Genomic DNA, 23,497 nt, shown 5'->3' with positions numbered 1-23,497 from the left:
AGCCCGCTCCCACATTTGGAATGCGTTCCCCTGTGGGAGCGGGCTTGCTCGCGAAGGCCGAAGGCCTGGTTCTCAGCGTTTCACCGCAGTGGGCTTGTGCATCTCAGCCCGCTTGCTCAGCAAATCAAACACCGCCGGATACGCCGGTCGTTCGATATACCGCCCGGCACCACGCTCGGCGCGCAGGTCGCCATCGGCCCAGACCACTTTGCCCTGGCTGACGGTATGGCTGGGCACACCGCGCACGGTCTTGCCTTCGAAGATGTTGAAGTCCACCTGCTGATGGTGGGTTTTGGCGGAGATGGTACGGGTGCCCTGCGGATCCCACAGCACCAGGTCGGCATCGGCTCCGATGCGAATCGCGCCTTTGCGCGGGTAGAGGTTGAAGATTTTTGCAGTGTTGGTGGAGGTGAGGGCGACGAAGTCCTGCATCGACAAACGCCCGCTGTTCACGCCTTCATCCCAAAGCACGGCCATGCGGTCTTCGATGCCGGCGGTGCCATTGGGAATCTTGCTGAAGTCGTCGCGCCCGGCGGCTTTTTGCTCGGCGCAGAAGCAACAGTGATCGGTGGCGGTGGTGTGCAGGTTGCCGTTTTGCAAGCCGTGCCAAAGCGCCTCTTGGTGACCACGCGGACGGAACGGCGGACTCATCACGTAACCGGCGGCGGTCTGCCAGTCCGGGTGTTGATAGACACTGTCATCCAAAAGCAAATGCCCGGCGAGCACTTCGCCGTACACCGGTTGCCCCTTGCTGCGCGCATAGGTGATTTCGTCGAGGGCTTCTTTGGTTGAAACGTGTACCAGATACAACGGCGTGCCAAGGGTTTCGGCGATACGAATGGCGCGACTTGCCGCCTCACCTTCGACCTGCGAAGGACGCGACAGAGGATGCGCTTCCGGCCCGGTAATGCCCTGCGCCATCAACTTGCGTTGCAGGTGATAAACCAGTTCGCCGTTTTCCGCGTGGACGGTCGGCACTGCACCCAGTTCCAGGCAGCGCTCGAAACTCGCCACCAAGGTATCGTCAGCGGCCATGATCGCGTTTTTGTAAGCCATGAAATGCTTGAAGCTGTTGATCCCGTGATGGCTGACCAGTTCGGCCATTTCCTCACGTACCTGCTCGCTCCACCAGGTGATTGCAACGTGAAAGCCGTAGTCCGAGGCGGATTTTTCCGCCCAGCCGCGCCACTGATCAAACGCCTCCATCAGCGACTGCTGCGGGTTGGGAATCACGAAGTCGATGATTGACGTGGTGCCACCGGCCAGGCCGGCCGCCGTACCACTGAAGAAATCTTCACTGGCCACGGTGCCCATGAAGGGCAGTTGCATGTGGGTGTGCGGATCGATGCCGCCGGGCATCAGGTATTGGCCGCTGCCGTCGAGCACTTCGGCACCGGCGGGAACATCAAGGTTTTCACCCATGGCTTTGATCACGCCATCAGCGCAATAGACGTCGGCGCGGTAACTTTCATCATGGGTAACAACGGTGGCGCCACGGATCAACAGAGACATTCCGAGTTCCTCGCAGGCATGACCGACTTGTGTCGGTTCTAGATGTTTTATTGATGTACAGCGTTGATCGGTGTATTCCTGTCATCGCTGTCAGGAATAGAAACTAGTCGCAGTTCTGCAATAGTTCAAGATAATTTTTTATAAGCTTATTGCCTATATAAAGTATTGAAAAATAAGAATAAAAAACAAAATTCACCAAAATGGTGAGGCCGTTCACCATTTTGACGCACTTGACAGGATGGAAATATGGTCAAGATTTCTTATGTGAAATCAGCCGCTTGAAGTTGAGCTGCGGTTGATCGCTCATGAAGAAAAAAATGCAGTGCACCAGATTGAGTCCTGACAATTCGGCCAACTTGCCAAGTGTTTAGCCTGAGCGCTCAGACAAGTTTTTCCGGACACCTCGGGTGAATAATTAAAACTGATGAATATCAGAAAGTTGCACAACGTTTGAAGCACGGCGCGAGGGGCAAGCGGAGTACCCGGCACGTTTATTGATGCCGCCGCTGACACCATGGCCGGTGCATGAAAGTTGTCAGTTCCTCCGGCCATCGTCCGGCTTGCGCGTTCATACGTCAGCCGCCTGATGAGCAAAAAATAATCAGAAGAACAGTGGAGCGGCCATGCAACAGAACAGATCGCAAGTGACCGAGCGCGACGGCTTGTTTGAACTCGAAGCCGGCAGCGACGTCCTCGACAGTCCCCGTTACAACCACGACATGGCACCGACCAAGGTGCACGAACGAACCTGGAACAAATGGCACATCACCGCGTTGTGGGTCGGTATGTCGATCTGCGTGCCGACCTACACCCTGGGCGGCGTGCTCACCGCGTATTTCGGCCTCTCGGTGGGCGAAGCGCTGGTGGCGATTCTGTTTGCCAACCTTATTGTGCTCATCCCGCTGACCCTCAATGCGTTCCCCGGCACCAAGTACGGCATACCGTTTCCGGTGTTGCTGCGCTCATCTTTCGGCATCCTTGGGTCCAACGTGCCGTGTCTGATTCGTGCGCTGGTGGCGTGTGGCTGGTTTGGTATTCAGACGATGTTTGGCGGGTTGGCCATTCACCTGTTTCTCGGTTCGGTGTTCGACGGTTGGAAATCCCTCGGCGGAACCGGGGAGGTGATCGGCTTCATGATTTTCTGGGCGTTGAACCTGTGGGTGGTGATCCGCGGTGCCGAGTCGATCAAGTGGCTGGAAACCTTGTCTGCGCCGTTGCTGGTCGCGGTCGGCATCGGCTTGCTGGTGTGGGCGATGCCCAATGTATCGATGACCGAGCTGATGGCGATCCCGGCCAAGCGTCCAGAGGGGGCAAGCGTGGTCAGTTACTTCGCTGCCGGGCTGACCGCCATGGTCGGGTTCTGGGCCACGCTGTCGTTGAACATTCCTGACTTCAGCCGTTACGCCAAGAGCCAGAAGGATCAGATTCTCGGGCAGATCATCGGCCTGCCGTTGACCATGTTTCTGTTCGCGGCACTCGGTGTGGTCATGACCGCCGCGTCGGTCAAACTGGTCGGCGTCACGGTCTCCGATCCGGTCACGTTGATCGGCCATATCCAGAGCCCGGTGTGGGTGGCGGTGGCCATGGCGCTGATCATCGTCGCCACGCTGTCTACCAACACCGCCGCCAACATTGTTTCGCCAACCAACGATTTTCAGAACATTGCCCCCAAGGTGATCAACCGCACCAAAGCCGTGTTGCTGACGGGGGTTGTCGGCCTCGCGCTGATGGCCCATGAACTGCTGAAAAAACTCGGCTGGATCGTTTCCGATGTCAGCCTGGAGTCCGTCTACTCCAACTGGTTGCTGGGTTACTCAAGCCTGCTCGGGCCGATTGCCGGGATCATGGTGGTGGATTATTTCCTGATCAGGAAACAACGACTGGATCTGGCCGGGTTGTACCGCGACGACGTCTATCCGGCGTGGAACTGGGCCGGGTTCCTCGCATTCGGCGTGCCGGTGGCGCTGACTGTGCTGTCGCTGGGCAGCGATGCGTTCAGTTGGTTCTACAGTTACGGCTGGTTCACCGGTTCGGCGCTGGGTGGGGTGATTTATTACGGGGTGTGCGTGATGCGGGCACAGCCTTCTGTCGTGAAATCGGCGGTGTAGCGCAGGGCCCTTTCGCGAGCAAGCTCGCTCCCACATTGGAATGCGTTCCCCTGTGGGAGCGAGCTTGCTCGCGAAATCGGTCTGACTGACACCGAGATATAGCTGAGAAACTCATAAGAAAGCAGCCTGAGGAGATCCCCATGAACGCAGCTGTAGACGTTCTGCAATCGAACCATCAGCACATCAACCGCGACCGCCTGTGGGCGTCGCTCATGGAACTGGCCAAACTCGGCGCCACGGTCAAGGGCGGCGTCTGTCGCCTGGCCCTTACCGACCTTGATCGCCAGGCCCGCGATCTGTTTGTGCAGTGGTGCCAGGACGCCGGATGCAGCGTCACCGTCGATGCCGTCGGCAACATCTTCGCCCGCCGCCCGGGCCGCAATCCTGATCTGCCACCGGTGATGACCGGCAGCCACATCGACACCCAACCCACCGGCGGCAAGTTCGATGGTTGCTTTGGTGTACTCGCCGGCGTCGAAGTGCTGCGCACCCTCAATGACCTCGGCGTTGAAACCGAAGCGCCGCTGGAAGTGGTGGTGTGGACCAACGAAGAAGGCTCGCGTTTCGCTCCGTGCATGATGGGGTCTGGCGTGTTTGCAGAAAAATTCACCCTCGAAGAAACCCTGGCCAAAGTCGATGCCGATGGCATCACCGTCGGCGAGGCGCTCAATACCATCGGCTATGCTGGCCCGCGCAAGGTCAGCGGGCACAAGGTCGGCGCCTATTTCGAGGCGCACATCGAACAAGGCCCGATCCTTGAAGACGAACAGAAAACCATCGGCGTGGTGCTCGGCGCGTTGGGGCAAAAGTGGTTTGACCTCAAGCTGCGTGGCGTTGAAGCCCACGCCGGCCCGACGCCCATGCACCTGCGCAAAGATGCACTGGTCGGCGCCTCGGTGATCGTCGGCGCCGTCAACCGCGCCGCCCTCGGCCACCAACCTCATGCCTGCGGCACGGTCGGATGCCTGCAAGCCTATCCCGGTTCGCGCAATGTCATCCCGGGCGAGGTGCGCATGACCCTCGATTTCCGTCATCTGGAACCAGCACGGCTGGACTCGATGATCGCCGAAGTGAAGCACGTCATCGACGCCACATGCGAAGAACACGGCCTCACTTATGAGCTGACCCCAACGGCCGACTTCCCGCCGCTGTACTTCGAAAAGGGCTGTGTCGAAGCCGTACGCGGCGCGGCGAAAGGTTTGGGGCTGTCGCACATGGACATCGTCAGCGGCGCCGGCCACGACGCGATCTTCCTTGCCGAGTTGGGGCCTGCTGGGATGATCTTCGTGCCGTGCGAAGGCGGCATCAGCCACAACGAAATCGAAAACGCTGCACCGGATGATCTGGCGGCGGGCTGTGCGGTGTTGTTGCGGGCGATGCTCGCGGCTTCGGCGATGGTGGCGCAAGGGCAGCGGGCGGCTTGAAGATCAAAAGATCGCAGCCTGCCGCAGGCTGCGATCTTTTTGCTGTCACCCAAATGTCATCAATCCATGCGATGTTGCCGCCCATGAAAATCATCACCTCGGGCGCGGCCTATCTGGATATCGATGCCTACGCCTGCTGTATCGCCTACGCAGAACTGTTGAACCTGCAAGGCATTCCCGCTCGTGCCGTCAGCAGCACACAACCCAACGCCAGCGTGTCGAAAACCGTGCTCGGTTGGGGCCCCGGTCTGCACGTTTACCCCGCGAAGCCGAACGACGAATTCGTCCTGGTCGACGTGTCCGACTATCACCATGTCGACCCAATAGTGGTGCTCGATCAGGTGGTGGAAGTGATCGACCATCATCCGGGTTATGAACATTACTGGGCGCAGAAGCTTGGCACTGGCGCCGATATCCGACCGATTGGCGCGGCGGCGACGCAGGTTTTTCAGCGTTGGCAGGCGGCAGGTATGTTGTCGCAGATCAGCGAGCAAAGCGCCGCGTTATTGGCCACGGCGATTCTGGATAACACGCTCAATTTCACCGGGCAGACGACTACGGCGGCAGATATCGGGGCGTATGCCGAACTTGCGCCAAGAGCCAGGCTTTGTGCTGACTGGGCCGAACAGTATTTCCTTGAATGCCAGGCCGGCATCGAAGCCGACCTCGCCGCTGCGGTGGCAGCCGATTTGAAACGGATGAAGCCCGACAGCCATTTGCCACATAACTTCGCGCAAATGACGGTGTGGGATGTCGATGCCTTGCTGCAAAAACATCGCTCGACGATCAACTGCTGGATGGCAGAGCAGGGCGAGGACGGGGTGCTGAATGTCATCGGTATCCGCGACAGGAAAAGCTGTTTTCTGGCGCCATCCACCGTTAGCCAACAAAAATTGAATAGGTTGTTGGCTCTCGATTGGGAGGCTGGAGTGGCTGTTGTAGTGCCTTCAATGCTGCGCAAGGAATTGTTGAAACTGGGGCTTTTTGCTGCCAGTCAAGGCGCGCCAAACAGCATCGTCCAGTAAACCCCTGCATCGCTGCGCGCTAGGCTTGCTCGCGAAGGGGCCAGTCCCGGTAACACAAATCCCAGGCCCACCATCCTCACCGATTTAACACATCCCCCATCCACTCCAGATACTGCCTGCGCTCGGAAATCGAGTTATGCCCCGAATCCGGCACCACTTTGAGCACGGCCACGCCCTTGGGGAAATGCCCCAGCAAGCGCTCGGTGCTGGCCCGGGGAATTACCTCGTCATCACTCGCCGCCAGCAGCAACGTCGGCACACGAATATGCGCAGCGTACTTGCCCGACTCGAAACGATCCTTGAGCAACCACTTCACCGGCACCCACGGGTATTGCCGCGCCGCAATTTCTTCGAGGCTGTTGTACGGCGTCACCAGGATCAACTGCGCCGCCGGACGCTCACTGGCCAGGCGCACGGCGACGCCCGACCCCAGACTGCGCCCGACCACGGCAATCTGCGGATGGCGGGCAGATACCTGATCGAACAACGCCAGCGCATCTTCGGCAATCGCTTCTTCGGATGGCGAACCGCCGCTACCACCAAAGCCCCGATAGTGCAGGAAAAACAGCGCGTAATCGGGAAACGCTTCGGCAAACGCCGGCAGATTGCGCGATACATCCTCGGCATTGCCGCCGAAATAGATCAGCGCCCGAGGCCCGACGCGCTCGCGCGTAGCGACCCAGATGTCGGCGTCCGGCATCGACAGTTTCAAACGCGAATCGGCGCTCTCGATGGCAGCGGGCTGCGGAAAATAGATCAGCGAGCGCTGGAAAAAGAACAGCGCGGCGCACAGCACCACGTAAACGGCGACGATCAATGCGACGAGTGACATCAGGGTTCGGGACATTCGGCTACTTTTAACGGGGTGTGAGGGTTTGCTGTCGCAGTGTAGTCCAGCGGTTCGCCCCGGCAGCCCTCCAACACAACATGCAACAGACTCACGCAGCGGGGGAGGCAGCATGAGCCACACTGAGGGTTACTCCCGTCGCCGATTGCTCACGCTGGCTGCCGGGGTTTCGGCGGTCTTCACCTTTGAACGGGCGCTGGCCGCTGTCCCATCGTGCGCCGCTACCGGAGGCCAAGCCATGCAGACCCGTGTCATCCCTTCAAGCTCGGAACCCCTGCCGATGGTGGGACTGGGCACCTATCGCGGTTTTGATGTTGCGCCGGGCGATCTGGCCTACAAGCAACTGCCGGCGGTGCTCGATGAATTGTTCGCCAAGGGCGGTACGGTGGTCGATAGCTCACCCATGTATGGCCGCGCCGAAGAGACCACCGGCGAATTGCTGTCGATCCACGAACCGCGCTCGCCGGCGTTTCTGGCCGCAAAGGTGTGGACGCGAGGCCGCGAGGAGGGTCTCGCGCAGATGGAACAGTCGTTCAGTCTGCTGCGCACCGAGCAAATCGACCTGATGCAGATCCACAACCTGCTCGACTGGCAAACCCACCTGCCCACACTGCGTGAATGGAAGGCGCAGGGGCGCATTCGCTACATCGGGATCACCCACTACACGGCGTCGGCCTATGACGAAGTGGAGGCTGTACTCAAGGCTGAGCCGTTGGATTTCCTCCAGATCAACTACGCCCTCGACGACCGGGGCGTGGAAAAACGCATCCTGCCACTGTGCCGCGAACGCGGGGTGGCGGTGATCTGTAATCGGCCATTCGGCGGCGGTGGTTTGCTCGCCCGGCTCAAAGGTAAACCACTCCCGGCGTGGGTCTCGGATGTGCAGGTCAACAGTTGGCCGCAACTGGCGCTGAAGTTTTTGCTGGCTCACCCGGCGGTGACTTGCGTCATCCCGGGTACCGGTAATCCGCGTTATATGGCCGATAACGTCAAGGCCGGTTTCGGCCCGATGTTGACTGATGCGCAACGGCATCAGTTGATTGCGTGGGTCGGTTAGGCCCATTCAACCGCGAAAGCGCAACGCCTCCAGCAACAACGCAAACGCCGGTGCCGCCTGGCGCCGACTCGGGTAGTAGAGGTGATAACCGGCGAAGCGCGGGCACCAGTCTTGCAGAACTTGCACCAGCCGACCCTCTGCCAGATGCGCCGTGACGAGGTTCTGCGGGATGTAACTCAGGCCAAAACCGTCCAGTGCCGCGTCGAGTAACGGGTAGACACCATTCAGCGTGATCTGCCCGGACACCCGCACCTTGAGGCTTTCGCCGTCCTTTTCAAACTCCCAGGTGTACAGCCCGCCATTGGTGGGCAGGCGCAGGTTGTTGCAGGCGTGGTCGGTCAGGTCACGTGGCGTTTGTGGCGGTGGACGGCTGGCGAAGTAGGCCGGTGAGCCGACGACCACCATGCGCATGTCCGGGCCGATGCGCGTGGCGATCATGCCTTGGGCGACGTCTTCGCCCAAGCGCACGCCGGCATCGAACCCTTGCCCGGCGATGTCAACGAAGCCGTAATCGCAGCAGACTTCGACGGCGATGTCGGGGTATTTCGGCAGGAACGCCTTGAGTACCGGGCGCAGCAGCCAGTCCAGCGAATGATCGGTGGCGCTGATGCGAATCTTGCCCGCCGGGGTTTCACGCAGGTTGCTCAGGGCGGCGAGTTCCAGTTCGATCTCTTCGAAGCGCGGGCCGATGGTTTGCAGCAGGTGCTCGCCGGCCTCGGTGGGGGAGACGCTGCGAGTGGTGCGCGTCAGCAGGCGCAGACCAAGGCGCGCTTCGAGGGCGCGGATGGTGTGGCTGAGCGCGGACTGCGAGATGCCAAGTTTGGCGGCGGCTTTGGTGAAGCTGCGCGCGCGCGCCACGGCGAGGAAGGCGAGCAGGTCACTGGCGTTTTCGCGAAGCATTAATGAGTTTCCTGCATAAGTTATTTCGAACTCTAGTTGATTATCTGAAGAGTCGGCGCCGGTAAAGTTCAGGCATCACTTGCTGGAGAGACCGCCATGAACCCGATTGCCGCTTCTGCGTTGACCCTTTCCTTGCTGGCCGCCGACGCCCTAGCCAACGAAACCCCACGAGTCACCGTTACGCCCAACGGCTCACAACCGTCGGCCCAGGGGCCGGCGGATTGGTTCACCGGAACCGTGCGGATCGATGCGCCGTTCAAGGGCACTGATCGGGCGCGGGTCAGTGGCGCTACCGTGACGTTTGAGCCGGGTGCGCGCACGGCGTGGCACACCCATCCGCTGGGGCAGACGTTGATCGTCACGGCCGGAGCGGGGTTTGTGCAGGAGTGGGGGCAGCCGGTGCGGCAGATTCGCCCTAGCGATACCGTGTGGATCGCGCCCGGCGCCAAGCACTGGCATGGCGCCGCACCGACCACGGCGATGACGCATATCGCCATCGCTGAAATGCAGGATGCAACAGTGGTCCAGTGGATGGAGCAGGTCGGTGAGGCGCAGTATCCGCGCAGCGAGTGAACCCATGGCCCTCGACCCAGGCCTCTCCCTGAGTGAGAGGCCTGGGTCGAGGGGGTCTTCAGATCATTTCCGGCAATGACGAAAGAATCTTGTCCAGCGTAATCGGATATTCACGCACCCTGGCACCGGTGGCGTTGTAGATCGCATTCGCCACCGCCGCGCTCACACCGCAAATCCCCAATTCACCGACACCTTTGGCCTTCATCGGCGATGAAACCGGATCGGTTTCTTCAAGGAAAATGACCTCCTGATGCGGGATGTCGGCATGCACCGGCACTTCATATCCGGCCAGATCATGGTTGACGAAAAACCCCAGTCGCGTGTCCACCGCCAACTCTTCCATCAACGCTGCGCCCACGCCCATGGTCATCGCGCCGATGACCTGACTGCGCGCCGCTTTCGGGTTGAGAATCCGCCCGGCCGAACACACCGCCAGCATGCGCCGAACACGAACCTCTCCCGTAGCGGCATCCACCGCGACCTCAACGAAGTGCGCTCCAAACGTCGACTGCTGATATTGCTCGGCGAGGTCAGCAAACTCGATGCTGTCTTCAGCCTGCAGCGCACCATCCTGTGCGGCGTTGCGCAGCGCAACCTGCTGGTCGCCGACGCGCACCAGACCGTCGCTAAACTCAGCCTTGTCGGCAGCCATGCCCAACTTGCCTGCCACCGCTTCGCGCAGTTTCATGCACGCGGCATACACCCCGGCCGTCGAGCAGTTGGCACCGAACTGGCCGCCTGATCCGGCAGACACCGGGTAACTCGAGTCGCCCAGCCGTACGGTCACGTCCTCGAGTCCAACGCCCATCATTTCAGCGGCGGTCTGGGCAATGATCGTGTAACTGCCGGTGCCGATGTCGGTCATGTCGGTTTCCACCGTGACCTTGCCGTCGCGCTCCAGTCGCACCCGCGCGCCGGATTTCAACAGCAGGTTGTTGCGGATGGCCGCAGCGACGCCCATGCCGATCAGCCAGCGGCCCTCGCGGCGCGTACCGGGTTGCGCATTGCGCTTGTTCCAGCCGAATTTTTCGGCGCCAGTTTGCAGGCATTCAATCAAATGACGTTGGGAGAAGGGCCGTTGGGTGTTCACCGGGTCGACTTGCGTGTCGTTAAGGATGCGGAACTGAACCGGATCGAGTTTGAGCTGCTCAGCCATTTCGTCCATGGCGATTTCCAGCGCCATCAGCCCCGGGGTTTCGCCAGGTGCGCGCATGGAGTTGCCTTCGGGCAGGTCCAGCGGCGCCAGGCGCATGGTGACCAGACGGTTTTCGGCGGCGTAGAGCAATTGGCTCGGTTGCGCCGCGACTTCCACCTTGCCGTCCTCCAGATTGCCAGACCAGCCTTCGTGGGCGATGGCCGTGAGTTTGCCGTCCGCTGTCGCGCCCATGCGAATGCGCTGGAGGGTGGCGGGGCGGTGGGTGGTGTTGTTGGCGACCTGCGGGCGGGCGATGGAGAATTTCACCGGGCGGTTGGCCATGCGCGCACCGAGGGCCGCGAGGATTACGTCGGCGCGGATAAACAGTTTGCCCCCGAAGCCACCGCCAATGTATGGCGAGATCAAACGGACGTTCTCCTTCGGCAGACCGAGGGTTTCGGCAACGTCGCCGACGCTCCAGGCGATCATCTGGTTGGAGGTCCACAGGGTCAGTTGATCGCCTTTCCATGCGGCCAATGTCGCGTGGGGTTCCATCATCGCGTGGGACTGATCGGGGGTGGTGTAAGTCTGATCGAACTGCACCGGCGCGGCAGCGAAAGCCTTGGCGAAATCGCCGTGGGTGACGTCCGGCAATTCGTCCTTCGCTTCGACGCCTTGGTCGCGCACGCTGGCCAGATCGAACTCGCCTTTGGTCGCGACGTAATCGACTTTGACCAATTGCGCGGCGGCCCGTGCCTGTTCAAAGGTTTCGGCCACCACCAGCGCCACGGCCTGGTGATAGTGCTGAACCTGAGGGCCGGCCAGCAAGTGCGCCGAGTTGAATTTGCCTTTGCCGAGTTTGCCGGCGTTGGCCGCGGTGACGATCGCCAAAACCCCTGGCGCTGCGTTCGCCTCATCCAGATCAATGTGGTTGATTCGGCCCTTGGCGATGGCCGCACCGACCATAAATCCATAAGCCTGATTGGCCACCGCTTCATGTTGCTCGTAGGCGTAAGGCGCCTGGCCGCAGGTTTTCAGTTTGCCTTCGATACGGTCGGTGGGTTTGCCGATGACCTTCATTTGGTCGATCGGGTTGGTGGTGGCGGGCGTGTCGAATTTCATGCTTGTTCCCTCGCTTGCGCCAACACCGAGCCGAGTGTGCGCTCGACCAAGGTCAGTTTGAATGCGTTGTCGTGGGTCGGCGTGGCGCCATCGAGCAGGCGCGCGCTGACGGCTTTTGCGCCTTGGGGCAACAGGGCTTCAGCCGCTTCCACCCGCCACGGTTTTGGCGCGATACCGCCAACGGCGACGCGGCCGCTACCGTCCTTTTGCAGAATCAAACCGACGGACACCAGGGCAAACGCGTAGGACGAGCGATCACGCACCTTGTGATAAATGTGGGTGCCGCCCACCGGCGCCGGCAAAGTCACTGCGGTGATGAACTCGCCAGCGGTCAGGCTGGTTTCGATGTGCGGCGTGTGCCCCGGCAACTGATGAAAGTCCGCCATGGCGATGCGACGGGTGCTGCCATCGGGTTTGACCGTTTCAATCTGTGCATCGAGGGCGCGCATCGCAATCGCCATGTCGCTTGGGTGGGTGGCGATGCAGGCATCGCTGACGCCGATGATCCCCAGTTGCCGACTGACCCCGCCAATCGCCGCGCAACCGCTGCCGGGGTTGCGTTTGTTACAGGCTTGATTCGTGTCGTAGAAGTAGGGGCAACGGGTGCGTTGCAGCAGGTTGCCAGCCGTGGTCGCCATGTTGCGTAACTGTCCCGATGCCCCGGCAAGCAAGGCGCGGGAGAGCAGGGCGTAGTCCTTTCTGACGCGGTTGTCGGCCGCCAGATCGGTGTTGCGCACCAGTGCGCCGATACGCAAACCGCCCTCGGGCGTGGCTTCGATCTGATCCAGCCCCAGGTGATTGATATCAATCAGGTGCAGCGGGGTTTCGATGTCAAGTTTCATCAAGTCCAGCAGGTTGGTGCCGCCAGCGATGAACTGTGCGCCTTCGACTTGCGCGGCTTGCGCTGCGGCTGTGGCGGGGGAGTCGGCGCGGCTGTAATTGAACGCTCTCATGCCGGTACCTCTGCGACTTCAGTGATGGCTTCGATGATGTTCGAGTAGGCGCCGCAGCGGCAGATGTTGCCGCTCATGCGTTCCTGAAATTCTGCGGCGATCATTTGCGGTGGCTCGGTCAGGCTGGCGCTGACGTGGCTGGGAATGCCGTCGCGGATCTCCTTGAGCACCGCCACCGCCGAACAGATCTGCCCCGGTGTGCAATAGCCGCACTGATAGCCGTCGTGTTTGATGAACGCAGCTTGCATCGGATGCAGATTGTCCGGCATGCCGAGGCCTTCAATGGTGGTGATGTCGCTGCCTTCTTGCATCACCGCCAGGGTCAGACAGGCGTTGATTCGCCGGCCATTAGCGATCACCGTGCAGGCGCCGCACTGGCCATGGTCGCAGCCTTTTTTGCTGCCGGTCATCTGCAGGTTTTCGCGCAAGGCATCGAGCAGGGTGGTGCGATTGTCGACCTCAAGGGTCTGAGGTTTGCCATTGACGTTTAAGGTTATTTTGCTCATGGCCGATTGCTCCAGGTTGGCCGCATAGGCCTTGAGGCTGATAAAGGGGGGCATCGCAAACGCCGTCGCGGTCACGGCGCCGAGGATCAGAAATTTACGTCGGGAAATCGGCATGGTTCGATTCCTTTACTCTCATCAGGGCAGCAGGGTCACAAAAGGCCCATAGGGGCGCGCCGGCATGTTTGCCAGTCTCGTTTCAGGAATGACCGCCGGAGAGAGGAAAAGGTTTTTGCGGATTTGCGCTATAGAGTTATGCGCATGGCTCATGAATCTTCAGATTCATTGTGGGAACGGGCATGCTGGCGAAGGGACGTTTCAATCAACGAGAGGTTGAATGATCCAGCGCTTTCGCGAGCAAGCCCCGCTCCCACGGGGTTTGCCTTCAGGCGTTATAAAAAATGAGCGCTCGCCTGGACGCGGGATCGCGCAGGCGTCGAGGCCTCGAGATCCAGCAAATGGGTGGCGAGAATGTCGCTCAGAAAGCGAAACTGATCGTTGATGCCGACCACTTCATTGCTGAAATGATGGGTCGCGGCGGGCATCAGCAGATCGTCGAAATCGTCGTTGAACACCAACGCCTGCGTCTTGCGTTGCACAACGTGCTGCTCGTAGTAGTTGCTGCCGAACACCGGGAAACTTACGGAGAGCGTGATGGTGTGAATCATGATGTGAACGCCTCGTTGGGGTTCGGATGGCGCAATCGTGCCTTTGATGTGCGGCGGGCGGAACGCAATCGTCGCGATGTTGGATATCGACGGTATTGATGGTTGGCGCAGACCCCTTGTGGGAGCTGTATTTGACCCAATACCAGACAAACGGCCCATCTCCTGCACCTATACTCAAATTTGCTGCTCCTTACTCTAGGAGACCATCACCGTGAAACCGCGCGCGCTGTTCGTCGCCGCACTGTTTTTGCTGGCCGGCTGCGCCTCTTCGGCGCGGGCCCCGGTGACGGCGCCAGCGGTGGTGGTTTCACCTGCAACCTGGCAGCAAATCGACCGCGAAATCGTCAACGCCTCGCAACAGTCCACCGAGCAGGTCAAGCTGTTCGCCCGTGGCTCGATGGAACATTGGCGCACTCGCGTCTATCAGCAAACTGAAGAAAATTTCATCCCGTGGTTCAGCAGTTACTGGACCCAGGAATGGCTGTCGATGAAGGTCAGTTGGTACACGATCAGCGCTGGTGGCGAGGAGGACGCGTCGGCCAAGCGTCTGGCGGCGTATCTGCTTGAGCAATATCAGGAAAAGGTGTTGGCGCCGGTGGCCGTGGAGATCGATCCGGACGCGATCCTTGGCCAGGCCACGGCGTTCTATGCGCAACTGATGGCCCGGCAGATGCCGCTCATCGCTCTGCGTCACGGTGTGCCGGTCGCGCAACTTAATGGACATCTGCAGAAAACTCCGGCGATAGCGCTCGGGCCGCCAACCGCTCGGGACGCGTCGCTCTATCAAATTGTCAGCACGCAGCCTTTGAACACACTGCCCGCTTACGCTGCGTTGATCGACAAGATTCACACCGATGGTGGTGCCCAGGGCATCGCTTCGACTGATGCCGGTATGGCGCCCGTCGCCAAACGCGCCAGCCAACGCATCGAAGCGGAGATGGCACCACGCGGCGCCGCCAGTGCCGTGGCGGCAGCGGCGGGCAAACTGGCCGGCGCGATGATTTCGGTAGGCGTGGCGGGCATCCGCGCGATCATTCAGGCCAATGACCGTCCCGACAGCGAAGCGCTGATCCGTAGCAGCTTGGGCAATACATTCGATAAAGCCTGGCTGAAACTGGTGCAGAACCCGAATACGGGTGTGATGGCCGGTGCACTGCACATCGCTGGGCAGATCGAGCGCCATCTAGGCGGGGTAGAGCAACCGCCGGTCGGGTTGGGCGTGAATCGTGTCGAATGGCAGCCGCCGCAATCGACCATTGAGCAGAACGAACCCACCGTACAAGGAGAATGATCATGTCTTACATCGATATTTTTGTTGCCCCGGTCCCGACTGCCCATCGTGAACAATACAAAAAACACGCTGAGATCGCGGCCGAACTGTTCAAGGAGTACGGCGCCCTGAGCGTGGCCGAATGTTGGGGCGATGACGTGCCAGACGGCAAGCTCACCTCTTTCCCGATGGCGGTGAAACTCAAGGAAGGTGAAACCGTGGCGTCGGGCTGGCTGATCTGGCCGGACAAGGCCACCCGCGATGCGGGCATGGCGAAAATGATGGACGACCCACGCATGCAACCGGACGTCAACCCGATGCCGTTCGATGGGCAGCGAATGATCTTCGCCGGGTTCAAATACCTCATCGAACCTTGAAACTCACGCAAGCCCGCTCCCACAGGTTTTGTATTTCACTCTGCCGATGGCGTAATCCGACAGCCTTTGCGATGACGAATCTGCTCATCCGTTGGCCGCTCTCGGACAAACTCGAATCGCGGATCGCCCTCGCGGTAATGCACCAGCCAGCCCCACTCCAGTTCGTTTTCATCCTGCCCGGGGTTGGGTGGTCTGGCCCACCACGGTTCTTTGCTGAGGATCTCGCGCATGGCGACCTCCGGTTGATGGCAATCCTTGAACTATAGACGTGTGCGGCGAGTCGTCAGAAAGGGGCAGGTAGAATCGGCTATCACGACCCTCTAAGGAGCCAGGCCATGACGGATGAAAAACACGGGGATCTGCCCTCCAAGCGGCTGTTCTTTGCCCTGGACTGCCCAGTGGCGCAGCGCAAGGCGATGGCTCAATGGCGTGCGGAGTTGGGCTTGAGAGCCGGCAAACCCGTGCCCGCCGACAATTTTCACCTGACGTTATTGTTTCTCGGTGCGGTGCCATTGGCGCAGATCGGCGAAGTCTGCGAAGCCGCCAGTAAGGTACGCACGCCGGGAGAGGCCGTGCGGATTTCGCTGGATCGCTTGCAGGTCTGGCACCGCGCCGGGGTGTTGTCGTTGGCGCCCGAGCAGGCACCGCAGGCGTTATTACGTCTGGTCTATGCGCTTGAGCAGGCCATGTTGCCGTTTGGTTTTGAGGCGCCGTCACACGCGTTTCGCCCGCATCTGACGCTGGCCCGTGATTACCGCGCACCCGAGCCGGAAGCCGCCACACCGCCGGAGTTCTGCCTGCGTGCCGAGCGCTTTGCCCTGTTTGAATCGCACAAGGGGCGCTACCGCGTTTTGCAAGATTGGCCGCTGACCTGAGCGACAAAAAAAGGCGCCCGAGGGCGCCTGAAATTCACCTGAGCCGAGGGAGCCAGGTGAGGCCGTTCATATGCAGGGTGCAGCGGTGGTAAGGCGCTGCGTGAACGGGAAATCATAAACCTTCAAGCCGACACCTATCCCCTGTGGGAGTGGGCTTGCTCACGAAGGCGTCAGGTCAGCCAATTCACAGGTGCCTGACACTACGCTTTCGCGAGCAAGCCCGCTCCCACAGGGGATTCGGTTACTTACCGAGTTTCACCCGCGTCCAGCCACGGGTCATGATCCGCTGGGTGGCAATCGGCTGATCCGGCACCGCATACAGCGTCGCCATCACCGCTTGCGACGGGTACGAGCCCGGATCGTTGCGGATCGCTTCATCCACCAGTGGCGTCGCCGCCGAGTTGGCGTTGCTGTAGCCAATATTGTTGGTGACTTCGGCGATGATGTCCGCACGCATCAGGAAATTCATGAACAGGTACGCGTTGTCGACGTTCGCCGCATCGCGCGGGATGGCGACCATGTCGTAGAAGCTGCCGGCGCCTTCCTTGGGAATGCTGTAGTCGATCTTCACGTTGTTGCCCGATTCCACCGCACGGGCCTTGGCCTGCAGCACGTCACCGGAATAACCGACGGCCACACAGATGTTGCCGTTGGCCAGGTCAGAGATGTACTTCGAAGAGTGGAAGTACGCCACGTACGGGCGGATTTTCATGAACAGCGCTTCGGCTTCCAGAAGGTGCGCCTTGTCCTTGTCGTTCACCGGATAGCCCAAGTAGTGCAGGGCGGCCGGGAGCATTTCGGTCGGCGAGTCGAGGAAGCTGATGCCACACGCCTTGAGCTTCTCGGCGTTTTCGGGCTTGAACAGCAAGTCCCAGGAATCGGTCGGGGCGTTGGCGCCGAGCACGTCCTTGACCTTGGCCGGGTTGAAACCGATGCCAATCGAGCCCCACATGTACGGGAACGCGTGAGCGTTGTCCGGATCACTGGCGGAGGCGTTTTTCAGCAGCACCGGGTTGAGATTCTTCCAGTTCGGCAGTTTTGATTTGTCCAGCGGCTGATAGACGCCGGCCTTGATCTGCTTGGCCAGGAAACTGTTGGACGGCACGACGATGTCGTAGCCGGATTTGCCCGCCAGCAAACGCGCCTCAAGGGTTTCGTTGCTGTCGAAGACGTCGTAGGTCACGCGGATGCCGGTCTCGTCTTCGAACTTCTTGACGGTGTCCGGGGCGATGTAATCGGACCAGTTATAAACACGCAGCACCTTGTCGTTGGCCTGGGCGCCCATAACCATTGCGCCCATTAAGGACAGTGTCAGCAGAGTCCTGCCAAACATTTTCATCGGTACAACTCCATTGTTCTTGTTCAAAAACTCAACACGGTAAACCTGTGGCGAGGGGACAAACCCCGTCGCCACAACATCAGTTATCAAGCGTTAGCAGCGGCGCGTTGCGGCTGTTGCCACGATTCATTGGCGGTCTGATCCATCGCTTCCTGAATCGCACGTTTGCGGTTGGCTTCTGCCTTGCGGCCGAAATACCAGACCAGGAAGGTCACGATCGACACCGCCAGCAGAATCAGGCTGGCCACGGCGTTGATCTCAGGCTTCACGCCCAGGCGCACCGCCGAGAACACTTCCATCGGCAGGGTGGTAGAACCCGGGCCCGACACGAAGCTTGCCAACACCAGGTCATCCAGCGACAAGGCAAACGACATCATCCCGCCCGCCGCCAGCGACGGCGCAATCATCGGAATGGTGATCAGGAAAAACACCTTGAAGGGCTTTGCCCCCAGGTCCATCGCCGCTTCTTCAATCGACAGATCCAGTTCACGCAGTCGGGCGGAAACGACCACCGCCACATAGGCTGCACAAAACGTGGTGTGGGCGATCCAGATGGTGACGATGCCACGTTCCTGCGGCCAACCGATCAACTGCGCCATCGCCACGAACAGCAGCAACAACGACAGACCGGTAATCACCTCAGGCATCACCAACGGCGCGGTGACCAGCCCCCCAAACAGCGTGCGCCCCTTGAAACGCGTCACCCGCGTCAGCACAAACGCGGCCAGGGTGCCGAGTGCGACGGCGGCAATCGCTGTGTAGCAGGCGATTTCCAGCGAGCGCAGCACCGAGCCCATCAGTTGCGTGTTGTCGAGCAGGCCGACGTACCACTTCACCGACCAGCCGCCCCACACGGTTACCAGTTTCGAGGCGTTGAACGAGTAGATCACCAGGATCAGCATCGGCAGATAGATGAACATCAGGCCGAAGATCAGCATGAACTTTGCAAAACCGAAGCGTTTCATCCCCGTGCCTCCATCTCTTTGGCCTGGCTGCGGTTGAACAGCAGAATCGGCACAATCAGGATCAACAGCATCACCACCGCCAGGGCGGACGCCACCGGCCAGTCGCGGTTATTGAAGAACTCTTGCCACAACACACGGCCGATCATCAGCGTCTCCGGGCCACCGAGCAGTTCAGGAATCACGAACTCACCAACCACCGGAATGAACACCAGCATGCAACCGGCGATGATGCCGTTCTTGGCCAGCGGCACGGTGATTTTCCAGAAGTTGTTGAAGTTGCTTGAGCCCAGGTCTGACGCGGCTTCCAGCAGGCTGCCATCGTGTTTGACGAGGTTGGCGTACAGCGGCAACACCATGAACGGCAGATAGGCGTAAACCACGCCGATATAGACGGCCGTGTTGGTGTTGAGGATTTCGATCGGGTGATCGGTGAGCCCCGTCCACATCAGAAACGCGTTGAGCAAACCGTTGTTACTGAGAATGCCCATCCACGCATACACGCGGATCAGGATCGCCGTCCAGGTCGGCATCATGATCAGCAGCAGCAAGACGTTTTGCGCTTCCTTGCTCGCCTTGGTGATCGCGTAAGCCATCGGGAAACCGATCCCCAGGCACATCAGCGTGCTCAGTGCCGCGACCTTCAGCGAACCGAGGTAGGCCGACAGATAAAGGTCGTCTTCACCCAACAGGGTGTAGTTGCCGATGTTCAGCAACAGTTGGAATTTCTGCTCGGCGTAGGTGTAGATCTCCGAGTAGGGCGGAATGGCCAGGGCTGCTTCCGAGAAGCTGATCTTCATCACCAGAAAGAACGGCAGCATGAAGAACAGGAACAGCCAGACGAACGGAATACCGATCACCAGTTTTCGCCCGCTGGGCACCAGGCGCAGGAATTGCTGATTGAAGGTTCTCATGAGCGCAGTACCACGCCGCTGTCGTCTTCCCACCAGACGTAGACCTTGTCGTCCCAGGTTGGTCGCGCGCCACGGCGTTCGGCGTTGGCCATGAACGACTGGACGATCTTGCCGCCTGGCAATTCAACGTAGAACACCGAGTGGCCACCGAGGTAGGCGATGTCATGCACCTTGCCTTCGGACCAGTTGTAGCGGAATTCCGGTTGGGTGGTGCTGACGAGCATTTTTTCCGGGCGGATCGCGTAGGTGATCGACTTGTCCTGCACTGAGGTGCTGACGCCATGGCCGACGTAGATTTTTTGCTGCAAGTCCGGGCTGTGAATGATTGCGTGACCTTCCAGGTCTTCCACCACGGTGCCGTCGAAAGCGTTCACGTTGCCGATGAATTCGCAGACCATGCGGCTGACCGGGGCTTCATAGATGTCAATCGGGCTACCAATCTGCGCGATCCAGCCCAGGTGCATGATCGCGATGCGTTCGGCCATGGTCATGGCTTCTTCCTGGTCATGCGTCACCATCACGCACGTTACGCCGACGCGTTCAATGATTTGCACCAGCTCAAGCTGCATCTGCGAACGCAGCTTCTTATCCAGCGCGCCCATCGGTTCGTCGAGCAGCAACAGCTTCGGACGCTTGGCCAGCGAGCGGGCGAGGGCAACGCGCTGGCGTTGACCGCCGGACAACTGGTGCGGCTTGCGCTTGGCGTATTGGGTCATGTGTACCAGGCGCAGCATCTCTTCGACGCGGGCGTCTATTTCACTGGCCGGCAAACGGTCCTGCTTGAGGCCGAAGGCGATGTTCTGCGCAACAGTCATGTGGGGGAACAGCGCGTAGGACTGGAACATCATGTTGATCGGCCGCTCATACGGCGGCATGTCGGTGATGTCCACGCCGTCGAGCAGAATCCGCCCTTCGGTCGGGCGCTCGAAACCGGCGAGCATGCGCAGCAGGGTCGATTTGCCCGAACCGGAGCCGCCGAGCAGGGCGAAGATTTCGCCCTGATGGATCTCCAGGGAAACATCGTCCACGGCGGTGGTTTCGTCGAACTTCTTGGTCACGCGATCGACTTTCACCAGAACCTTTTTCGGTTGCTGATGACCTTCAAGAGCCTTCCTGTAAGTGCTGGAGGCGTTTGCCATGTGAAACTCCCAACAGGTTTCAGTCGCCGGGCCAATGTGGCCTGGCTTAAAAGTGGATTGCAGAGCTGTAAGTGCATTGCCTGTCGGATCACATCCCCTTGTGGGAGCGTTGTCCTGACGGGCACTGCTCTTACCGATCCGGCTTGGTTGGCGCCGCCGTCCTGGCTGCCTGGGTCGTACTTGTTGTTATTACGGTTTGTTGTTTTCACGGATGACGGATGCACACACGCGCAGCCGCCGACCCCGTGGGGGCAGTAAACAGTGATGAAATCCTGGGTTGGGTCAGCGTTGGTTGCGTCGCGCCGCCCGTTGCCGGCAAGCCTCGCCGAACGCCTGGAAAATCCTCAGGTAGTTCGGGTTATCGAGTACCTGCCATTCCGGGTGCCATTGCGCACCGAGGGCAAAGGTCGGGCTGTGCTCCACCGAGATCGCCTCGATCAGGCCATCCGGCGCCACCGCTTCGGCACGCAGGCCGGGAGCGAGGCGGTTGATGCCCTGACTGTGAATCGAGTTGACCTGGAACTCGCCCGGCAACGCCAGTGCTTCGAACACGCCACCGCCAAGGACGCTGACCGCATGGGCCGGTGCGTATTGCACGGCCACATCCGGGCTGTCGGCTTCGCGGTGATCGAGCATGCCCGGCAACTCATGCACCTTCTGATGCAGGCTGCCGCCGAACGCGACGTTCATTTCCTGGAAGCCACGGCAAATGCCCAGCACCGGAACGCCCGCCGCGATGGCTGCACGCAATAGAGGAAGGGTGGTGGCGTCCCGCGCCGGATCGTGATCCGTGCCGGGGGCGCTGGCCAGGCCTTGATAGTGGAAAGGTTCCACATTCGAGGGCGAGCCGGTCAGCAAAAGACCGTCGAGTTGACCGAGCAGGTCTTCGATTTCAGTCAGCTTGCCAAGGGAAGGAATGACCACCGGCAGCCCCAAAGCCGCGACGCTGACAGCACGCAAGTACTTGTCGCCGCTAATGTGATAGGGGTGTAGGCCAATCTGTTTGACGCACGCTGTAACGCCGATCAATGGCTTGAATGCCATTTTTATTCACCTCGAAGTTTGACACTTGAACGAGCTTTTCCGGAGCTTAGCCTCGTTGATTTTAATTAACAACTGCCATGTAAAAAATTCTAAACGCCGCTCGTCCAGTCTTCACGTTTTATGGGTGTCTGGCGCCTGTGTTGGCACATAAGTGTTAAATAAAACCCTAAAAATAAAGGCTGAACGGTCGAGTGTTCGCTATTGACTTCACTTTGCCTTTCGGATTGACTGGCTCGGCGAAACAGCAGTGAACATAATAATTAACAGCTAAATAGGTGCATCATGTCGGTCCCTCTGCGTGCCGTTCAACTCAACGAAGCAAACGCATTCCTTAAGAAATATCCTGAGGTTTTGTACGTCGACCTTCTGATTGCGGATATGAACGGTGTGGTGCGCGGCAAGCGCATCGAACGCACCAGTCTTCATAAGGTTTACGAGAAAGGCATCAACCTGCCGGCCTCGCTTTTCGCCCTCGACATCAATGGCTCCACGGTCGAAAGCACTGGCCTGGGGCTGGACATCGGCGACGCTGACCGCATCTGCTACCCGATCCCCGGCACCCTGAGCATCGAGCCGTGGCAGAAGCGCCCAACCGCACAATTGTTGATGACCATGCACGAGATCGAAGGCCAGCCGTTCTTCGCTGACCCGCGTGAAGTGTTGGCCAATGTCGTGCGCAAGTTCGATGAAATGGGCCTGACCCTCTGCGCGGCGTTCGAACTGGAGTTCTATCTGATCGACCAGGACAACGTGAACGGCCGTCCGCAATCGCCGCGTTCACCGGTTTCCGGCAAGCGTCCGGTATCGACTCAGGTGTATCTGATCGACGACCTCGACGAGTACGTTGACTGCCTGCAAGACATCCTCGAAGGCGCGAAAGAGCAGGGCATCCCGGCTGACGCCATCGTCAAGGAAAGCGCCCCGGCGCAGTTCGAAGTCAACCTGCATCACGTCTCCGACCCGATCAAGGCGTGCGACTACGCCGTCCTGCTCAAGCGTCTGGTGAAGAACATCGCCTACGACCACGAGATGGACACCACCTTCATGGCCAAGCCGTATCCGGGCCAGGCGGGCAACGGACTGCACGTACACATTTCGATTCTGGACAAAGAAGGCAACAACATCTTCGCCAGCGAGGATCCCGAGCAGAACGCCGCGCTGCGACACGCGATCGGCGGTGTGCTGGAGACCCTGCCTGCGCAAATGGCTTTCCTTTGCCCGAACGTCAACTCGTACCGCCGCTTCGGTGCACAGTTCTACGTGCCGAACTCGCCGAGTTGGGGCATCGACAACCGCACCGTGGCCGTGCGCGTGCCGACCGGTTCCGCCGATGCTGTGCGCATCGAGCATCGTGTGGCCGGTGCCGATGCCAACCCGTACTTGCTGATGGCGTCGGTGCTGGCCGGTATTCACCACGGCCTGACCAACCAGATCGAGCCAGGCGCGCCGGTGGAAGGCAACAGCTACGAGCAGAACGAGCAGAGCTTGCCGAACAACCTGCGCGACGCATTGCGTGAGCTGGACGACAGCGAAGTCATGGCCCGCTACATCGACCCGCTGTACATCGACGTGTTTGTCGCGTGCAAGGAAAGCGAGCTGGCCGAGTTCGAAAACTCGATCTCTGATCTTGAGTACAACTGGTATCTGCATACGGTCTGATTTGCAGACCAACACCGACCCAATGTGGGAGCGGGCCTGCTCGCGAATGCGGTGTGTCATTCAAAATCATTTTGTCTGGCATGGTGCTTTC

Annotated in this window: 22 protein-coding genes; 9 read left to right on the top strand and 13 right to left on the bottom strand. The window is 59.9% G+C overall.

What is annotated here, in order from left to right:
* Window positions 1-72 precede the first annotated feature (72 nt).
* Window positions 73-1,512, bottom strand: coding sequence for a dihydropyrimidinase (gene hydA / locus K5E40_RS22675; RefSeq protein ID WP_221732712.1), 1,440 nt, complete (start codon window positions 1,510-1,512; stop codon window positions 73-75).
* Between the two features lie 623 nt (window positions 1,513-2,135).
* Between hydA and K5E40_RS22670 the strand changes: the two genes are divergently transcribed.
* The 3 genes from K5E40_RS22670 to K5E40_RS22660 all read left to right on the top strand — a co-directional run bounded on the left by K5E40_RS22670 (window position 2,136) and on the right by K5E40_RS22660 (window position 6,069).
* Complete coding sequence (locus K5E40_RS22670; protein WP_221732711.1) at window positions 2,136-3,620, top strand: NCS1 family nucleobase:cation symporter-1; 1,485 nt, start codon at window positions 2,136-2,138, stop codon at window positions 3,618-3,620.
* Window positions 3,621-3,760: 140 nt separating this feature from the next.
* Entirely contained in the window at window positions 3,761-5,044 is a 1,284-nt protein-coding gene (locus tag K5E40_RS22665; protein ID WP_221732710.1) for a Zn-dependent hydrolase, read from the top strand.
* A gap of 83 nt (window positions 5,045-5,127) precedes the next feature.
* Window positions 5,128-6,069: a bifunctional oligoribonuclease/PAP phosphatase NrnA gene (locus K5E40_RS22660; RefSeq protein WP_221732709.1), complete on the top strand. Its 942-nt coding sequence runs from the start codon at window positions 5,128-5,130 to the stop codon at window positions 6,067-6,069.
* 76 nt (window positions 6,070-6,145) lie between these two features.
* Here the strand turns inward: K5E40_RS22660 and K5E40_RS22655 are convergent, their stop codons facing one another.
* Window positions 6,146-6,916, bottom strand: a complete 771-nt coding sequence (locus tag K5E40_RS22655) for an alpha/beta hydrolase (protein ID WP_221732708.1) — start codon at window positions 6,914-6,916, stop codon at window positions 6,146-6,148.
* 112 nt (window positions 6,917-7,028) lie between these two features.
* Between K5E40_RS22655 and K5E40_RS22650 the strand changes: the two genes are divergently transcribed.
* Window positions 7,029-7,973, top strand: coding sequence for an aldo/keto reductase (locus tag K5E40_RS22650; RefSeq protein WP_221732707.1), 945 nt, complete (start codon window positions 7,029-7,031; stop codon window positions 7,971-7,973).
* A 6-nt stretch (window positions 7,974-7,979) separates the two neighbouring features.
* On the opposite strand, the gene K5E40_RS22645 is transcribed toward K5E40_RS22650, so the two are convergent.
* Window positions 7,980-8,873, bottom strand: a complete 894-nt coding sequence (locus tag K5E40_RS22645) for a LysR family transcriptional regulator (RefSeq protein WP_221732706.1) — start codon at window positions 8,871-8,873, stop codon at window positions 7,980-7,982.
* A gap of 96 nt (window positions 8,874-8,969) precedes the next feature.
* Here K5E40_RS22645 and K5E40_RS22640 point away from each other — a divergent pair, with 96 nt between their 5' ends.
* Complete coding sequence (locus tag K5E40_RS22640; RefSeq protein ID WP_221732705.1) at window positions 8,970-9,446, top strand: cupin domain-containing protein; 477 nt, start codon at window positions 8,970-8,972, stop codon at window positions 9,444-9,446.
* A gap of 58 nt (window positions 9,447-9,504) precedes the next feature.
* Here K5E40_RS22640 and paoC read toward each other — a convergent pair whose 3' ends face one another.
* From paoC to K5E40_RS22620, 4 genes are all read right to left on the bottom strand, one after another.
* Window positions 9,505-11,703: an aldehyde oxidoreductase molybdenum-binding subunit PaoC gene (gene paoC, locus K5E40_RS22635; protein ID WP_221732704.1), complete on the bottom strand. Its 2,199-nt coding sequence runs from the start codon at window positions 11,701-11,703 to the stop codon at window positions 9,505-9,507.
* The gene (locus tag K5E40_RS22630) at window positions 11,700-12,656 is read right to left on the bottom strand and encodes a xanthine dehydrogenase family protein subunit M (protein WP_221732703.1); all 957 of its coding nucleotides are present in this window, start codon (window positions 12,654-12,656) and stop codon (window positions 11,700-11,702) included. Before K5E40_RS22630 ends, paoC begins: the two co-directional genes overlap by 4 nt.
* On the bottom strand, window positions 12,653-13,276 hold the full coding sequence (gene paoA / locus K5E40_RS22625; RefSeq protein ID WP_221732702.1) for an aldehyde dehydrogenase iron-sulfur subunit PaoA: 624 nt from the start codon (window positions 13,274-13,276) through the stop codon (window positions 12,653-12,655). Before paoA ends, K5E40_RS22630 begins: the two co-directional genes overlap by 4 nt.
* 275 nt (window positions 13,277-13,551) lie before the next feature.
* On the bottom strand, window positions 13,552-13,827 hold the full coding sequence (locus tag K5E40_RS22620; RefSeq protein ID WP_221732716.1) for a hypothetical protein: 276 nt from the start codon (window positions 13,825-13,827) through the stop codon (window positions 13,552-13,554).
* A gap of 211 nt (window positions 13,828-14,038) precedes the next feature.
* Here K5E40_RS22620 and K5E40_RS22615 point away from each other — a divergent pair, with 211 nt between their 5' ends.
* Together K5E40_RS22615 and K5E40_RS22610 are read left to right on the top strand one after the other, a co-directional pair.
* On the top strand, window positions 14,039-15,118 hold the full coding sequence (locus K5E40_RS22615; protein WP_221732701.1) for a hypothetical protein: 1,080 nt from the start codon (window positions 14,039-14,041) through the stop codon (window positions 15,116-15,118).
* A 2-nt stretch (window positions 15,119-15,120) separates the two neighbouring features.
* A complete protein-coding gene (locus K5E40_RS22610; protein WP_221732700.1) occupies window positions 15,121-15,474 on the top strand; it encodes a DUF1428 domain-containing protein in 354 nt (117 codons plus the stop codon).
* 35 nt (window positions 15,475-15,509) lie between these two features.
* Here K5E40_RS22610 and K5E40_RS22605 read toward each other — a convergent pair whose 3' ends face one another.
* Entirely contained in the window at window positions 15,510-15,704 is a 195-nt protein-coding gene (locus K5E40_RS22605) for a hypothetical protein (RefSeq protein ID WP_221732699.1), read from the bottom strand.
* Window positions 15,705-15,809: 105 nt separating this feature from the next.
* Here K5E40_RS22605 and thpR point away from each other — a divergent pair, with 105 nt between their 5' ends.
* Complete coding sequence (thpR, locus tag K5E40_RS22600; protein ID WP_221732698.1) at window positions 15,810-16,349, top strand: RNA 2',3'-cyclic phosphodiesterase; 540 nt, start codon at window positions 15,810-15,812, stop codon at window positions 16,347-16,349.
* A 241-nt stretch (window positions 16,350-16,590) separates the two neighbouring features.
* On the opposite strand, the gene K5E40_RS22595 is transcribed toward thpR, so the two are convergent.
* The 5 genes from K5E40_RS22595 to K5E40_RS22575 all read right to left on the bottom strand — a co-directional run bounded on the left by K5E40_RS22595 (window position 16,591) and on the right by K5E40_RS22575 (window position 21,747).
* Window positions 16,591-17,688 (bottom strand): polyamine ABC transporter substrate-binding protein, encoded by a 1,098-nt coding sequence (locus K5E40_RS22595; RefSeq protein ID WP_221732697.1) that lies wholly within the window; start codon window positions 17,686-17,688, stop codon window positions 16,591-16,593.
* A gap of 86 nt (window positions 17,689-17,774) precedes the next feature.
* The gene (locus tag K5E40_RS22590) at window positions 17,775-18,653 is read right to left on the bottom strand and encodes an ABC transporter permease subunit (RefSeq protein WP_221732696.1); all 879 of its coding nucleotides are present in this window, start codon (window positions 18,651-18,653) and stop codon (window positions 17,775-17,777) included.
* Complete coding sequence (locus K5E40_RS22585; protein ID WP_221732715.1) at window positions 18,650-19,531, bottom strand: ABC transporter permease subunit; 882 nt, start codon at window positions 19,529-19,531, stop codon at window positions 18,650-18,652. The genes K5E40_RS22590 and K5E40_RS22585 overlap by 4 nt, the downstream gene beginning before the upstream one ends.
* A 29-nt stretch (window positions 19,532-19,560) precedes the next feature.
* A complete protein-coding gene (locus K5E40_RS22580; protein ID WP_221732695.1) occupies window positions 19,561-20,703 on the bottom strand; it encodes an ABC transporter ATP-binding protein in 1,143 nt (380 codons plus the stop codon).
* 282 nt (window positions 20,704-20,985) lie between these two features.
* Window positions 20,986-21,747: a gamma-glutamyl-gamma-aminobutyrate hydrolase family protein gene (locus tag K5E40_RS22575; protein WP_221732694.1), complete on the bottom strand. Its 762-nt coding sequence runs from the start codon at window positions 21,745-21,747 to the stop codon at window positions 20,986-20,988.
* 282 nt (window positions 21,748-22,029) lie between these two features.
* Between K5E40_RS22575 and K5E40_RS22570 the strand changes: the two genes are divergently transcribed.
* Window positions 22,030-23,406: a glutamine synthetase family protein gene (locus tag K5E40_RS22570; protein ID WP_221732693.1), complete on the top strand. Its 1,377-nt coding sequence runs from the start codon at window positions 22,030-22,032 to the stop codon at window positions 23,404-23,406.
* Window positions 23,407-23,497 lie beyond the last annotated feature (91 nt).

Origin of the sequence: Pseudomonas baetica (assembly GCF_019733355.1) — a bacterium.
GTDB lineage: Bacteria > Pseudomonadota > Gammaproteobacteria > Pseudomonadales > Pseudomonadaceae > Aquipseudomonas > Aquipseudomonas baetica_A.
This window is presented reverse-complemented; position numbering and strand designations above follow the sequence as displayed.